Below are 13,759 nucleotides of genomic sequence, written 5' to 3' on the forward strand. Positions count from 1 at the left end.
AGAAAATTCTGACTCTCGGATGATGGCCCGGTTGATGGAAAGGACAGCAGGGTGACGGAGGCGTGGATCCTGGCAGCCGGCTTCGTCGGGGGCGTGGCGGGTGGGGCAATCGGCGCCCGGCTCGCGGCCGCCGCGGCCTGGAAGGGCGGCCTCATCGCGGGCCTCGCCACCATCCTGCAGTTCGCCGTCGCTTCAGCGCTGGACCTTGAGGGGATCGTCCTCGTCTCCCTCCTCTACCTTGTCGCGGCGGGCCTCGTCGGCGGCCGATGGGGGCTGGGACTGACCGGCCGGCAGATCTCCATTGTGGTGATCGGCAGCTTCCTCTTCGCGGTCATGGCCGGCTTCGCGGCCATCCGGCTGACCGTCACCCCAGTCGAGGGATAGGTGGACTCTTCAGGCCTCGACACGCAGCCGCCGGTAGACAGGCCGCAACAGGAACGGGCTCAGGAACAGCGGAAACTGGCACAGCGCGAAGAAGAGCAGCACCTGCGGGTCCGTCGCCGCCGGCAGCACCGCGAAGTACAGCGCCATGTTCCGGTTGCCGGAGAGCAGCCCGGCCGAGAGCGCCACCCTCTGTCCCGCCGGCCGGAATGCCAGCGCCGTCGCCGCGTTCAGCCCGAAGGACCCCGCGAAGGCCAGCGCCAGCCCGCCCAGCACGAATCCCGGCGCCGCCAGCAGCCGCGCCAGCACCCCGTCCATGATCCCGAAGCCGTAGAGCACGACGAGCAGGACCACCGTCCCGTCCACCGCCCGCCCCCAGCGGTCCAGCACCGCCGGCGCCACGATCCGGCGGATGAGGACGGAGAGGACCAGCGGCAGCCCGACCACCAGCATCAGCCGCCCCATGAGCGCGGGGATGGAGATGGCGAGGTCGATGCCCAGCAGCCCGAGGGCGAGGGGAGGGGCCGTGAAGGGGATGAGGAGCGTGGAGAGCACCGCCACGACGAGGGAGATCTCCCCGTCCAACCCCACCAGCCGCGCGAAGGCGGGGGAGGAGGTGGCGGCGCAGCCCGTGGCCATGATGACCAGTGCCGCCCCCAGGGGCCCGTCCATCCCCGCCAACCACGCCGCGGCGAAGGCCAGGACCGGGCAGGCCAGCAGCAGCCAGGCCAGCAGCCCCGCCACCAGGACGGGCCGGCGCAGATAGGCCAGGACCTGGGCGGGATCGACCCGCAGCAGAACGAGCGTCATCAGGGAGGCGACGACGGGCGTCACCACGTCCCGCAGGGCGGCGGTGACCGGGGCGGGGGTGAGAAGGGCCGCGAAGATGCCGATTGCCAGGAGCGTGCCTCCGTTCCGGGCGGACCATTCCAGGGCAGGGCGCAGCGGCAAGCGGAACTCCCTCCGCGCCCTTCTCCGGTGGCGCGGGTTCGCGTCCCGTTCTATAGCCGCCCCCGTGTTCCCGCCAGCCCAGCCCCCATCCCCGTCCTCTGGCCCTTTCCCCGATTCCGGGACCGACTACCTCGCCAAGCTCAACCCGGAGCAGCGCGAGGCGGTGGAGACCGTGGACGGCCCCCTGCTGGTTCTCGCCGGCGCCGGCACGGGCAAGACCCGGGTGCTGACCACCCGCTTCGCCCATATCCTGATGACCCGCCGCGCCTTCCCCAACCAGGTGCTGGCCGTCACTTTCACCAACAAGGCGGCGAAGGAGATGCGGGAGCGCGTCTCCACCATCCTTGGCCGCCCCGCCGAAGGCCTCTGGCTCGGCACATTCCACGCGCTCTGCGCGCGCATGCTGCGGCGGCACGCGGAATATGTCGGGCTGACGAGTTCCTTCACCATCCTCGACACGGATGACCAGATGCGCCTGCTGAAGCAGGTGATGGATGCCGCCGTGGTGGACATCAAGCGCTGGCCGGCCCAGGGCATGATGGCGGTGATCCAGCGCTGGAAGGATCGCGGCCTGACCCCCGCCCGCGTGACGCCCGCCGAGGACAGCGACTACGCCAACAACAAGGCCCGCCAGATCTACGAGGCCTACCAGTCCCGCCTGAAGGACCTGAACACTGCCGATTTCGGCGACCTGATGCTGCACATGGCGGAGATCCTGCGGACCCAGCCCGACGTGCTGGCGCAGTACCACCGCGCCTTCCGCTACATCCTGGTGGACGAGTACCAGGACACGAACACCGTGCAGTACCTGTGGCTGCGCCTGCTGGCGCAGAGCCACCACAACATCTGCTGCGTGGGCGACGACGACCAGTCCATCTACTCCTGGCGCGGGGCGGAGGTGGAGAACATCCTGCGCTTCGAGAAGGACTTTCCCGGCGCGCGCATCGTGCGGCTGGAATCCAACTACCGCTCCACGAAGCCCATCCTCGCCACCGCCGCGCACCTCATCGCCAAGAACGAGGGGCGGCTGGGCAAGACCCTGCGCTCCGGCCGCAACGACGCGGAGGGCGAGAAGGTCCGCGTCGTCTCCCTCTGGGACTCCGAGGAGGAGGCCCGCATGGTCGGGGAACGGATCGAGCAGGCGCAGCGCAAGGGCGTTTCGCTGGCCGAGACCGCCATCCTCGTCCGCGCCGGCTTCCAGACGCGTTCGTTTGAGGAACGGCTGATCACCCTCGGCATCCCCTACCGCGTCGTCGGCGGCCTGAAGTTCTACGAGCGCGCGGAGATCCGCGACGCCATGGCCTACATGCGCGTGATGCACCAGCCCAGCGACGACCTGGCCTTCGAGCGCATCGTGAACACCCCCAAGCGCGGCATCGGCGACGGCGCGCTGCAGCAGATGCACATGGGCGCGCGGGAGCAGTCCATCCCGCTGGCCATCGCCGCCGAGCGCCTCTCTCGCACGGAAGCCCTGCGCGCCAAGCCGCGCGCCGCGATGCGCGAGCTGTTCGACGGCTTCGCCCGCTGGCGCGCGCTGATGCAGAAGGATGGGCATGTGGTGGCGGTCGCCACCATGCTCGACGAGTCCGGCTACACGGAGATGTGGAAGCAGGACAAGTCGGCCGAGGCGCCCGGCCGGCTGGAGAACCTGAAGGAGCTGGTGCGCGCGATCGGCGAGTTCCCGACGCTGGAGGGTTTCCTCGAGCACGTCGCGCTGGTGATGGAGAACGACGAGAACGCGGATGCCGAGCGCGTCTCCCTCATGACGCTGCATGCCGCCAAGGGCCTGGAATTCGACCTCGTCTTCCTGCCGGGCTGGGAGGAGGGGCTGTTCCCCCACCAGCGCGCGCTGGACGAGGGCGGCACCAAGTCGCTCGAGGAGGAGCGTCGCCTCGCCTATGTCGGCATCACCCGCGCGCGGAAGATGGCGGTGATCAGCCACGCCGCGAACCGCCGGGTTTACGGCAACTGGTCCGCCGCCATCCCCTCCCGCTTCCTCGACGAGCTCCCGCCCGACCAGATCGAGCGCGAGGGCGGCGGCGGCGCCCAGCGCGCACGGCTGGCGGATGCGCCGAGCGTCTTCGCCGGCGGCGGCATCTCCTCCTACCGCCCCCGCGTTATCGAGGCGGGCGCCTGGGAGGTGAAGGAACGCCCCGCGCGCGCGGATGCCATGCAGGTCGGCCAGCGCGTCTTCCACCAGAAGTTCGGCTATGGGCGGGTGACGGCGGTCGAGGACAACCGCCTGGAGGTCGATTTCGAGAAGGCGGGCACGAAGCGCGTCCTCGACAGCTTCGTGGAGAAGGCCTGATGTCGCACACTGACGGGCGCGCCTGATGTCGCGACACCATCCCCAGAACCTGGAGACGGTCTGGATCGAGGACCTGCCGGAGGAGGCCGTGCCCGCCGTCGAGGCCGCCTTCGAGCGCGCCTGCCGCAGCGTCGCCCTGTTCCTGAACGAGGAGACCGACACTTGGCGCGTGGAGGGCGTGCGTGAGGAGGGGACGAAGGACGACGACCTCACCGCCGCCCTGGCCCTAGCCTCCCTGACCACTGGTCTGGACCTCACGCCCCAGCGCGCCCCGGTGGAATCGGAGGGTTGGCTCGCCCGCACCGCCCAGTCCTTCCCGGAGCAGGCCATCGGCGGCCGCGTGGTCATCCGCCCCACCCACCTACCGGATCGCAAGCTCTGGGGCCGCACGGTGCTGAAGCTGGACGCCGGGATCGCCTTCGGCAGCGGGGAGCACGCCTCCACCCAGGGCTGCCTCATCGCCTTTGAGGGCGTGGCGCGCCGCATGGCCAAGCTGCCGAAGGACCGGCTGCGGATGCTGGATCTCGGCGCCGGCTCCGGCATCCTCGCCATGGCCGCTGCCTCCGCCCTGCACCGCCGCGTGCTGGCGACCGACATCGAGCCCTGGTCCGTCCGCGTGGCGAACGGGAACGCCGGTATGAACGGCCTGCGCACGCAGGTCCGCTCCATCCTGGCAGATGGCTGGAAGAACCCCGCCGTCTCGAAGGGGAGCTACGACCTCGTCTTCGCCAACATCCTCGCTCGCCCGCTCTGCGCCATGGCCGGCGACATGGCGCGCCACCTGCGCCCGGGCGGCACCGCGATCCTGGCCGGGCTCCTCGGCAAGCAGGCGAACTGGGTGCTGGCCGCGCATCGCCGCGGCGGGCTGGTGCTGGAGCGCCGCCTGAACATCGGCCCCTGGACGACGCTGGTCCTGCGGAAGCGGGGCTGATCCCATGGCGCCCCTCTTGCCTGGCGCTGGGGCGCTGCCTGCCATCCATCCCAACGGGCGCACCCTGCTACCCCACCCGCCTCAGGGCAGCGCTTGCCTCAACCCCATCACCGACCCTCGCGGGTCATTGGCTCTGTCAGCGGATGGTCGAGAGTGAGGCGATCGCCGCCTTGAGCACGGCCGTCTCCAGATCGAGCAGCGCGGACTCGGATGGCAGGGCTCGCTGCAACGCCAGTCCGTCGAGAACGGTGAGCAGGAACTGTGAGCGGGCGATATTGTCGCCGCGGGAGAGTGCGCCCTCCTCGACGAGGACCGACAGCCAGGACTGAACGCGACGGAGGGCCTGCCGCCTCAGCTCGACATAGCCTGCCCTGTGGTCGGCCGCCGCGCCCGGAGCGATGAAGGCGTGGTAGAGGTCCGACCACACATCCCGAGCTCGGTCGCCGACATCGATGGGGTTGAGCATGTGCCGGCAGCACTCGAGCAGTCGCTCATCCGCTGGAACCGTGGCGTCGCGGATCCGCCCGTCCGGCAGAGCCTCCTCGTAGAGGGACGAGAACACCGCATCGAGCAGCTCCCGCTGAGTGGGGAAATGATAGCGCAGGGTCCCCATGCCGACGCCCGCCCGCGCGGCGACGGCACGGACGCTCAGGCGCCTCTCCTTTCCCTCCTGAACGAGCGCTATCGAGGCGTGGAGGATCCGGTCCCGGGTGGTTGGCGCTTGAGGATCCTTCCGGGTCATAGACGGACAGGGCTCGCACAGCGTGCTATTGTCAATCCGCACACTGTGCTAGAGCGCTGATCGGAAGCATCGGAGAGGCCTGTGTCCCTGTCTGAGCCGCCGTCATCGGCGTGGCGCAAGCGCCTGCTGGGCTTCGTCATGGTCGTTATTTCGGTCGGAGCTCCTGTGATGACGACGACCTCTGTCGCGTCGTCGCGGGTGCGACCGCACCCGGAATCGCCGGGTAGGCAATGGATACGGCCTGCGCTTCTTTCCGCACAGCAAGGCAACGAACGGATGAGCGAGTTCAAGATCGGTGACACCGTGAGGATCACCGGTCCCGTCATGCGGGGCAACGTCGGAACGGTCGTCTGGAAGGACGACAGCGGCCAGAGATACCTCGTGCGCATCACCGCAGCGACGCAGAACTACTATCCGGCGGCGGAACTCGAGCTCTTCAGACCATGAGGAATCGCGGCGTGCCGCGATACGGTGCTGGGGCAGAACCTTGGCATAAGGGTGGCAGCCTCCGACCAAAGGCTCCAGCACCGCCCACCGCTCGTCACGTGGCGCCGGAGCACCCCGGCTCATGCTTCCAGTTCAGGCGCTGACAGGCCCCTAGGAAGGCGCGATCTCGATCGTCGTGCCCGGCCCGCAGCGCGCCAGCAGATCGACGAGCGCCGGGCGCTCGATCGAGACGCAGCCCAACGTCGGCCCCCAATCCGGCGCGGCCACGTGCAGGAAGATGGCGCTGCCCAGCCCTGGCACGGGCGGCGAGTCATTGTACCCGATCACCGCGATCACGTCGTAGAGGCCGTCCTCCCGCCACAGCTCCTCGTGGCTGCCGTCGAAGGGCAGGGTGACAGGGCGGTTGTACTCCGGCCGCCCCGCATCGTCGCACCAGCCGTCACTTGGCCGCAGCGCGCGGCAGGGCAGGGCGGTCTGCACGGGCGCCACGCGATCGGGCCGGTACAACACCTCGCGCAACGGAAAGACCCCGGCGGGGGAGGCCTTGTCGCCCTCGCGCTTCTCCGCGCGGGCACCGGCCGCGCCGATCGCGCAGCGCAGGGCGAGATCACCGGCAACAAGCTGCCCGCGATCCGGCACCACCAGCCTCTCCAGCCCTGCAGCCGCCCGGGCAAGGAACGGAAGCGCCAACCCGGCCGCACCGGCGCCGAGAACGAACTGGCGGCGCCCGTGTCGCGACATTTCGCGGTACGAGGCCCCTTCGCTTTCCGCCCTGCCGAGTTCCACGCTGCGCACTCCCTCGAGCGGATACCCCGCCGGGCACGAGGCTAGAAACGGCCTTGCCCCTGCCCGGATCACGGTCCCGTCGCCACGTCCTGCCCGGCTCGCCGAAGTCAGCGCCCGGTGGGGATGGAGTACCCGACCTGACGATTCGCAGGGTCCCAGCCGTAGAGCCGTGAGGGGCTCTCCTCGCGATTGGAGTCGATCCGGTTCGCCGTGCCCCGGCCATAGGGCGTGTCGAGAGAGAGGCCGCCCAGCCCCTGCCCGGCACACGCGCCGAGCGTCGCGGCCACCAGCAGCACCGCACCGATCCTCAAGCGCATCGATCCTCTCCGCCTCCTCTGGGATTCGGAGTGGCAGCCTACCTGTTCCCGGCGAGATGCGGAGCGGGCTTGCAGGGCGCAGGACCCCGAAAACAGCGCCGGCCCGCCGCGGCGCCTCGAGGGGGGAGGCAGCGCCGGGCGGGCCGGGCATCGGAACGGCGCGGTCGGGGGGAAATCGCCGTCCCGGTACTCGTTGGAAGCGGCCGTCAGGCGGCGGCGCGCTTCCGGAAACGGTCGTTCGCAGCGGCCGGGGCCGCCGCGGCCTTCGGGGCCTCCACGCCGCGCGCGGGCATGTCGCCGGCCAGCACGAAGGGGATCTCGGCGCGGGTCAGGCCGATATCGGCCAGCTCGCGGTCCGTCAGGGCGCGCAGCTCCGCCTCGGCACGGCGGCGCTGCATCCAGCCGGCGAAGCCGGCGAGCAGGCGCTGCAGCCCGGAAGCGAGGACGGCGTTCCGGGCCTCGTTGGCCTGACGCAGAAGCTCGATGTCGCTCAGCTGACGGATGTTGGCGGGGTAGGGCATCATCGGCGCGGGGTGCTGCACCTGGGAGATGCGGGGGTTCATGATTGTCGTCCGTTGATCGATGGCACCGGCAGGTCGCCCTTGCGACCCAGCCCCGGAATGCCTTCGGTGGAGGCAATATGGGCTTAGGAAGCGGGCAAATGGCGCGTTGTTCATGTGGCTGAGCCATGCGCCTAACGCATGGAAATCTGGGGAAACATGTCGTGGTTAACGAACTGGTGACAAACCTGCCGCAAAATCGCCTCGGTGAGTTGCGCGCCGAGATCGCGCGCGCCGGGGTGGACGGCCTCATTATCCCACGCGCGGACGAGTTCCTGGGCGAGTACGTTCCCCCTTCAGGCGAGCGCCTGGCGTGGATCACCGGCTTCACCGGCTCGGCCGGCCTCGCGATCGTCCTGCCGGATCGCGCCGCCGTCTTCACCGACGGCCGCTACACCACGCAGGTCGCGCAACAGACCGACCCCACCCTCTGGGAACGGCGCCATTTGATCGAGGAGCCCCCGGCCGCCTGGCTGAAGGCGCACGCCGCCGGCAAGCGCATCGGCTACGACCCATGGCTGCACCCGGGGGCCGCGCTGGACCGCCTCGCCGCTTCTGGCGCCACCCTCGTCCCGCTTCCCGCCAACCCGCTGGACGTGATCTGGAAGGACCGCCCCGCCGCCCCCACCGCGCCCGCCGAGCCCTGGCCGGAGGAATTCGCCGGCCGCTCCTCCGCGGAGAAGCGCGAGACCGTCGCCGCCGCCCTGCGGGAAGCCGGGCAGGACGCGGTGGTGCTCGCCGATGCTCATTCCGTCGCTTGGCTGCTGAACATGCGCGGCGGCGACCTGGACCACACGCCGCTGGCGCTCGCCTTCGCAATCCTGGACGCGGAAGGGGCCGTCACTCTCTTCATGGACCCCGCCAAGGCCGGCCCCGCCCTGCGGGAGGCCCTGGGCAATGCCGTCACCATTCGGCCGCGTGACACCCTGCCCGCGGCGCTGGCCGCGTTGAAGGGCACGACCGTCCGCCTGGACCCGGAGGCGACGCCCGCATGGTTCGGGCAGGCGCTCGCGGGGGCCGGCGCCACCGTCTCCCCCGGCACCGACCCCGTCCGCCTGCCCCGCGCCTGCAAGACGGAAGCGGAGCGGACCGGCGCCCGCGCCGCGCATCGCCGCGACGCAAGGCCGATGATCCGCTTCCTCGCCTGGTTCGCGCGCGGGGCCCGGCACGGCGAGCTGACGGAAATGGCGGCCGCCGACCAGCTCCTCGCCTTCCGCCGCATGGAGGACCGATTCCGGGCGGAGTCCTTCCCCGCCATCGCCGGCGCGGGGGACCACGGCGCGATCATCCACTACCGCGCCACCGAGGCCAGCAACCGGACGATCCACCCGGACGAGCCCTTCCTGATCGACAGCGGCGCCCAGTACCTGGACGGCACGACGGACATTACCCGCACCCTCTGGACCGGCCCGGGCACACCGCCGGCGGAGCTGCGCACCCGCTACACCCTGGTGCTGCGCGGCATGATCGCCCTCGCCGCCACCCGCTTCCCGGAGGGCGTGGCCGGCCCGCACCTCGACGCCATCGCCCGCCGCCCGCTCTGGGAGGCAGGGCTGGACTACGACCACGGCACCGGCCACGGCGTCGGCGCCTTCCTCTCCGTGCATGAGGGGCCGGCCGCCTTCTCCCGCAGCGCCGCGGTCGTCCCGCTGAAGGAAGGGATGATCCTCTCCGACGAACCAGGCTTCTACCTGCCCGGCGCCTACGGCATCCGGCTGGAGAACCTGCTGCTGGTGCGCCCCGTGGCCGCCGCCGCCGGCCCGAAGCGCTGGCTGCACTTCGAGACTCTCACCCTCGTTCCCTTCGACCGCGATCTGATCGACGCCGGCGCGCTCGACCGCACGGAGCGCGCCTGGCTGGACGCCTATCACGCCCGCATCCTGGTGGAGGTCGGCCCGACGCTCGACGGGCCGACGGCGGAATGGCTGCGGGCGGCCTGCGCGCCGCTGTGAGGGGCGCTAGGTCTCCCCGCCGCCGTTCACCGCCAGCATCTGGCCGTTGACGTAGCCGCCGCCCTCGCCGACGAGCATCCGCACCACCGCCGCCACCTCGGCGGGGGTGCCCATGCGGCCGAGCGGCACCTTGGCGACGTAGCCGTGGCGGTTGGTCTGCACGCCCGGCTCGTCGTCATCCGCCGCGATCGGGCCGGGGGAGATGGCGTTCACCGCGATCCCCTTCGGCCCGAACTCCTTCGCCAGCGCCTTGGTCAGCCCCCAGACCCCGTGCTTGGCGACGGAGACGGGCGCGCGGCCGGCATAGCCGTGAATGGCGTTCATCCCCGTGAAGCTGACGATGCGGCCCCAGCCGCGCTCCACCATTCCCGGCAGCACGGCCTGGGCGAGCCAGACGGAGGCCTCCAGGTCCACCGCCATCACGCGGGCCCAGTCCTCCGCCGTGATCTCCAGGAAGGGCTTGAGGGGGCGCAGCGCGGCGTTGTTCACCAGCACGTCCACGGAGCCCATCCCGGCCAGCGCCTCGGCGGCGATGCGCGCGCACTCCTCGCGCCGGCCCACATCGCCCATGGCCACCAGCGCCCGCACGCCGAAACCCCGCACCTCCTCCGCCACCGCTTCGGCCGCCGCGCGGTCGGAGGAGCCGTTGACGACAATGTCGAAGCCGTCCGCCGCCAACCCGATGGCGATGGCGCGCCCGATATTGCGCCCCGCGCCGGTGATGAGCGCGGTCCTGCGGGCAATCGTGTTCATTCCCGGTCGTCCTCTGGTTCTTCTTCGCGGACTCCATCCCTAGCACCGGCCGGCCAGCCTGGCACGGCGGCGGCCGGTAGCAGGCAGGGGGTAGCAGGCAGGGGGCGGGGGCGAGGCGCGCACCCTGCCGCACTCCGCCCGGGCCGGCCCTGGGCCTGTCTCTGGCGCCTGCCCGGCCGGCGGCGCCGCCCCGAATCATCGTTGTTGCGGCGGAAAGGCATGACCCGGTACGAAAGTCCCGTCGTCCGCCGTTCGGCGCGGCCACCACGCACACCCGGAGGCGATGATGTCGGACAAGAAGGAAGGCCCGCAGCGGCTCGGCCCGGACGAGCTGAACCAGGTCACGGGCGGAGGCTCGGGGATCGCGGGAAGCGGCTTCAACTACCAGCAGCTCGCGGACACGATGGGACAGGGCACGGCCACGACCGAGGCCTCGCTGCACGCCTTCTCCCAGACCATGGACACTGGTTCCGCCGCGGACATGATAAAGCTGCAGAACATGACGCAGCAGTGGAACATGGCCGTGGACCTGCAGTCGAACACGATCAAGATGATCGGTGACTCGCTGAAGGGCATCGTGAGCAAGATCGGCTGATCGCTTGCCATGGCAGCACCGCATCTCCGGCCTGGGTGACGCGAAGAAGTGCTGTAGCATCCCACCCGAGGGCGCCGCGAAAGACGCCCCGGGAGAAACGACCATGCAGAGGCGGACCATCCTCCGCGCCGCGGCACTGCCGGCGATCCTCGCCGCGCCCGCCGTTCAGGCACAACGCAGCTTCGCCACCCGCCCGATCCGCATCATCGTCGGCGTCGCGCCGGGCATCGGCACCATCGACCTCACCGGCCGCGCCGTGGCGGAACCGATGGCGGAGGCGCTGGGCCAGCCCGTGGTGGTGGAGAACCGCCCCGGCGCCGGCGGCATCATCGCGGCGGAGGCAGCGGCGCGCGCCGCGCCCGATGGCCACACCCTTTTCCTCGGCGGAGCGGACACGGTGGTGCACGCCTTCCTGCTCGCGGACCGGCAGCCGCTGGACCCGTTCAGGGACTTCACCCCCGTCTCCCGCGCCACGAAGGACCACTGGCTCGTCGTCGCCACCCCCTCCCTCGGCGTGAGCACGCTCGGCGAGCTGGCCGCCGCGGGGAAGAGCAGGGCAGGGGAGCTGAACCACGCCTCCTTCGGCCCGGGCACCGTCTTCCACCTCGTGCAGTCCCGCCTGGCCCAGCGCCTCGGCTTCGAGGCGGTCCACGTGCCCTATCGCGGCGACTACACCTCGGACGTGCTGGCCGGCCGCATCTCCTACCTCGTCCAGCCCTCGGCCCTGCTGCTGCCGCACGTGCAGGCGGGCAAGCTTAAGGCCCTGGCCACCCTGTCCCCCGGGCGCCTGCCGCAGATGCCGGACGTGCCGACGGTGGCGGAGGCGGGCTACCCCGACCTCGGCTTCAACATGGGCATCATCCTCTGGGCCCCGGGCGGCACCCCGCCCGACATCGTGGGGCAGGTGAACGCCGCCTATGCCCGCGCCGCGGCGGCGCCCGCCGTGCGGTCCCGCCTGGGCGACCTCTCCCTGGAGACGGTCGGCGGCTCCGTGGCGGAGGCGCAGGACTATACCCGCTGGTTCGTCGGCTTCGTGGACGACCTGCGGGAGAAGGTGCTGGGGCGCGCGCGCTGAGCAGCGAAACGCTCTCTGTCACGAACCCGTTACCCGGCCGGGCGGGCGCGTTACTTCCGGGGAGGGAACGGCTATCCCTGGTGGCATGAGACGCTCCAGCAAGATCGCTCTCACCCTGGTCGTCGGAGCCGGCCTGGGTGCCGGTGCCTTCGCTGCCCTCTCGGGTAACTCCGACGAGGAGGGTGTCCTCACCTCCGAGGCCGCCTGCGTCGAACGGCTGGGCGGCAACGCTGCGGCCGAGTGCGGCGAGGTCTTCCGCAGCGCCGTTTACGAGCACGCCCGCACCGCCCCGCGCTACGCCTCCGCGGAGGAGTGCCAACAGGCCACGGGCGGGGATTGCACGGGCATCGGCGGCTCCAAATCGGCCGGGGCCACCGCCGCCTCCCTCTTCATCCCCGCCATGGCCGGGGTGATGATCGGGCGCATGATGGCGGATGGCACGCGCGGCGCCATGCCCGTCTATGCCGGCGCGGCACCCCCGCCCGGCGCCTGCCCACCGGGCGTGGCGGGGCAGCCGGGGTGCCCACCGGCCCAGTCCTCGCGCGGCTCCGGCACCAGCAGCGGCGGCGGCGGCCGCGCCTACTGGTACTCCGGCACGAGCTATGCGGGCACCAGCGAGGCCGCGGGGCGCGGCGGCTTCCGCGCCGCCTCCGCCACCACGGAAGGCGGCACCATGCTGGCCCGCAGCGCGGGCACGGCCTCGGGCACCTCCGCCTATTACGGCGGGCGCACCGCCAGCCGCTCCGGCGGGTTGGGCTTCTCCGCCTCGGCGCACTCGAGCAGCGGCTCTTGATCCGGCGGCCCGGCCGGGAGCGGCCGGACTGGCGGGACCGCCTCGCCTCCATCGGTCTGGACTACCACTCGGACGGCAGGGAGCCGGTGCCGGGCGGGGAGGGCGGCCTCTGGTGGCATGAGGCCGACCACTACGAGCTGACCGAGGCCGAGGTGGACGCGCTGGACGACGCCACTGCCGCCCTGCACGCCCTTTGCCTCGCCGCCGTCGACCACCTGGTACGGCGGGAGCCCCACCGCCTGACGGCCGAGTTCGGCATGTCCGACTGGATGGCGGACTACGCCGCCCGGTCCTGGCTGCGCGGCGACCCGGCGCTGATGGGCCGCATGGACCTGGCCTGGGACCCCGCCGCCGGCCCGCCCAAGATGCTGGAGTACAACGCCGACACCCCGACGCTGGCGATCGAGACGGCCCTGGCCCAGTGGTTCTGGCTGGAGGAGACGGGGTCCGGCGCGGACCAGTTCAACTCCCTGCACGAGGCCCTGCTGGACGGCTTCCGCGCCCTGGCCCCGCGCATGGGCGGCCGGGGCATGCACTTCGCCGCCTTCCCCGACGCGCCGGAGGAATGGGCCCACTCTACCTACTTCCGGGACGTGGCGGAGCAGGCGGGCATCCCGACCCGCCCTATCCCCATCCCGGAAATCCGCTGGAACGACGCGGCGGGCGAGTTCCGGGACGAGGAGGAGAACCGCATCCTCTTCCTCCACAAGCTCTACCCATGGGAGTGGGTGGCCACCGACGAGTTCGGCCCCTTCTTCGCCCGCGACACGGCGGCCGTGGTCGAGCCGCCCTGGAAGGCGATCCTCAGCCACAAGGCGATCCTGCCCCTGCTATGGAGGCTGAACCCCGGCCATCCCAACCTGCTGGAAGCCTATAATGGCCCCGCCCCCGCCACCGGGGAATGGGTGGAGAAGCCCGCCCTGGGCCGGGAAGGCGCGAACATCCGCATGAAGCGCGACGGCACGGTCACGAACATGACCGGCGGCACCTACGGGGACGGGCCGGTGATCAGCCAGCGCCGCGCGCCCCTCTACGCTCAGGAGGGGTGGAACACCGTCATCGGTTCCTGGATTGCGGCGGACCGCGCCTGCGGGATCATCTTCCGCGAGGCGCGCAGCGCGGTGGTGCGGGAGAACAGCCGGGTCCTGCCCCACCTGTTCCGGTAGGG

Annotated in this window: 15 protein-coding genes; 9 read left to right on the forward strand and 6 right to left on the reverse strand. The window is 71.3% G+C overall.

All coding sequences use genetic code 11. The features are described 5' to 3' along the window. Positions 1-51: 51 nt before the first annotated feature. Positions 52-384, forward strand: coding sequence for a hypothetical protein (locus VQH23_RS16530; protein WP_338661828.1), 333 nt, complete (start codon positions 52-54; stop codon positions 382-384). A 9-nt stretch (positions 385-393) separates the two neighbouring features. Here the strand turns inward: VQH23_RS16530 and VQH23_RS16535 are convergent, their stop codons facing one another. After that, positions 394-1,332, reverse strand: coding sequence for a hypothetical protein (locus VQH23_RS16535; RefSeq protein ID WP_338661829.1), 939 nt, complete (start codon positions 1,330-1,332; stop codon positions 394-396). Positions 1,333-1,396: 64 nt separating this feature from the next. Here VQH23_RS16535 and VQH23_RS16540 point away from each other — a divergent pair, with 64 nt between their 5' ends. Then, the gene (locus VQH23_RS16540) at positions 1,397-3,640 is read left to right on the forward strand and encodes a UvrD-helicase domain-containing protein (RefSeq protein WP_338661830.1); all 2,244 of its coding nucleotides are present in this window, start codon (positions 1,397-1,399) and stop codon (positions 3,638-3,640) included. 25 nt (positions 3,641-3,665) lie between these two features. Further along, positions 3,666-4,571 carry a 50S ribosomal protein L11 methyltransferase gene (locus VQH23_RS16545; RefSeq protein WP_338661831.1) on the forward strand — a complete coding sequence of 302 codons (906 nt, stop codon included), beginning with the start codon at positions 3,666-3,668 and terminating at the stop codon, positions 4,569-4,571. A 136-nt stretch (positions 4,572-4,707) separates the two neighbouring features. On the opposite strand, the gene VQH23_RS16550 is transcribed toward VQH23_RS16545, so the two are convergent. Next, entirely contained in the window at positions 4,708-5,313 is a 606-nt protein-coding gene (locus VQH23_RS16550) for a TetR/AcrR family transcriptional regulator (protein WP_338661832.1), read from the reverse strand. An 81-nt stretch (positions 5,314-5,394) separates the two neighbouring features. On the opposite strand from VQH23_RS16550, the gene VQH23_RS16555 reads away from it, so the two are divergent. Next, positions 5,395-5,760 (forward strand): hypothetical protein, encoded by a 366-nt coding sequence (locus VQH23_RS16555; protein ID WP_338661833.1) that lies wholly within the window; start codon positions 5,395-5,397, stop codon positions 5,758-5,760. A 150-nt stretch (positions 5,761-5,910) separates the two neighbouring features. Here VQH23_RS16555 and VQH23_RS16560 read toward each other — a convergent pair whose 3' ends face one another. The 3 genes from VQH23_RS16560 to VQH23_RS16570 form a co-directional block, all read right to left on the reverse strand. Next, complete coding sequence (locus VQH23_RS16560; RefSeq protein WP_338661834.1) at positions 5,911-6,450, reverse strand: L,D-transpeptidase family protein; 540 nt, start codon at positions 6,448-6,450, stop codon at positions 5,911-5,913. Between the two features lie 203 nt (positions 6,451-6,653). Continuing rightward, entirely contained in the window at positions 6,654-6,857 is a 204-nt protein-coding gene (locus VQH23_RS16565; RefSeq protein WP_338661835.1) for a hypothetical protein, read from the reverse strand. Positions 6,858-7,069: 212 nt separating this feature from the next. Beyond that, positions 7,070-7,426, reverse strand: coding sequence for a DUF1127 domain-containing protein (locus tag VQH23_RS16570; protein ID WP_338661836.1), 357 nt, complete (start codon positions 7,424-7,426; stop codon positions 7,070-7,072). Between the two features lie 161 nt (positions 7,427-7,587). Here VQH23_RS16570 and VQH23_RS16575 point away from each other — a divergent pair, with 161 nt between their 5' ends. Then, positions 7,588-9,375: an aminopeptidase P family protein gene (locus VQH23_RS16575; RefSeq protein WP_338661837.1), complete on the forward strand. Its 1,788-nt coding sequence runs from the start codon at positions 7,588-7,590 to the stop codon at positions 9,373-9,375. A gap of 6 nt (positions 9,376-9,381) precedes the next feature. Here the strand turns inward: VQH23_RS16575 and VQH23_RS16580 are convergent, their stop codons facing one another. Further along, positions 9,382-10,128, reverse strand: coding sequence for an SDR family oxidoreductase (locus VQH23_RS16580; protein ID WP_338661838.1), 747 nt, complete (start codon positions 10,126-10,128; stop codon positions 9,382-9,384). A 286-nt stretch (positions 10,129-10,414) separates the two neighbouring features. Here VQH23_RS16580 and VQH23_RS16585 point away from each other — a divergent pair, with 286 nt between their 5' ends. From VQH23_RS16585 to VQH23_RS16600, 4 genes are all read left to right on the forward strand, one after another. Next, on the forward strand, positions 10,415-10,723 hold the full coding sequence (locus VQH23_RS16585) for an EscF/YscF/HrpA family type III secretion system needle major subunit (protein ID WP_338661839.1): 309 nt from the start codon (positions 10,415-10,417) through the stop codon (positions 10,721-10,723). Between the two features lie 103 nt (positions 10,724-10,826). Next, on the forward strand, positions 10,827-11,798 hold the full coding sequence (locus VQH23_RS16590; RefSeq protein WP_338661840.1) for a tripartite tricarboxylate transporter substrate-binding protein: 972 nt from the start codon (positions 10,827-10,829) through the stop codon (positions 11,796-11,798). Between the two features lie 85 nt (positions 11,799-11,883). Then, the gene (locus tag VQH23_RS16595) at positions 11,884-12,591 is read left to right on the forward strand and encodes a DUF1190 domain-containing protein (protein WP_338661841.1); all 708 of its coding nucleotides are present in this window, start codon (positions 11,884-11,886) and stop codon (positions 12,589-12,591) included. Further along, positions 12,588-13,757, forward strand: coding sequence for a glutathionylspermidine synthase family protein (locus VQH23_RS16600; protein WP_338661842.1), 1,170 nt, complete (start codon positions 12,588-12,590; stop codon positions 13,755-13,757). Before VQH23_RS16595 ends, VQH23_RS16600 begins: the two co-directional genes overlap by 4 nt. The last annotated feature ends 2 nt before the right edge of the window (positions 13,758-13,759 follow it).

This window comes from Pararoseomonas sp. SCSIO 73927 (assembly GCF_037040815.1).
In the GTDB taxonomy this organism is placed as follows: domain Bacteria; phylum Pseudomonadota; class Alphaproteobacteria; order Acetobacterales; family Acetobacteraceae; genus Roseomonas.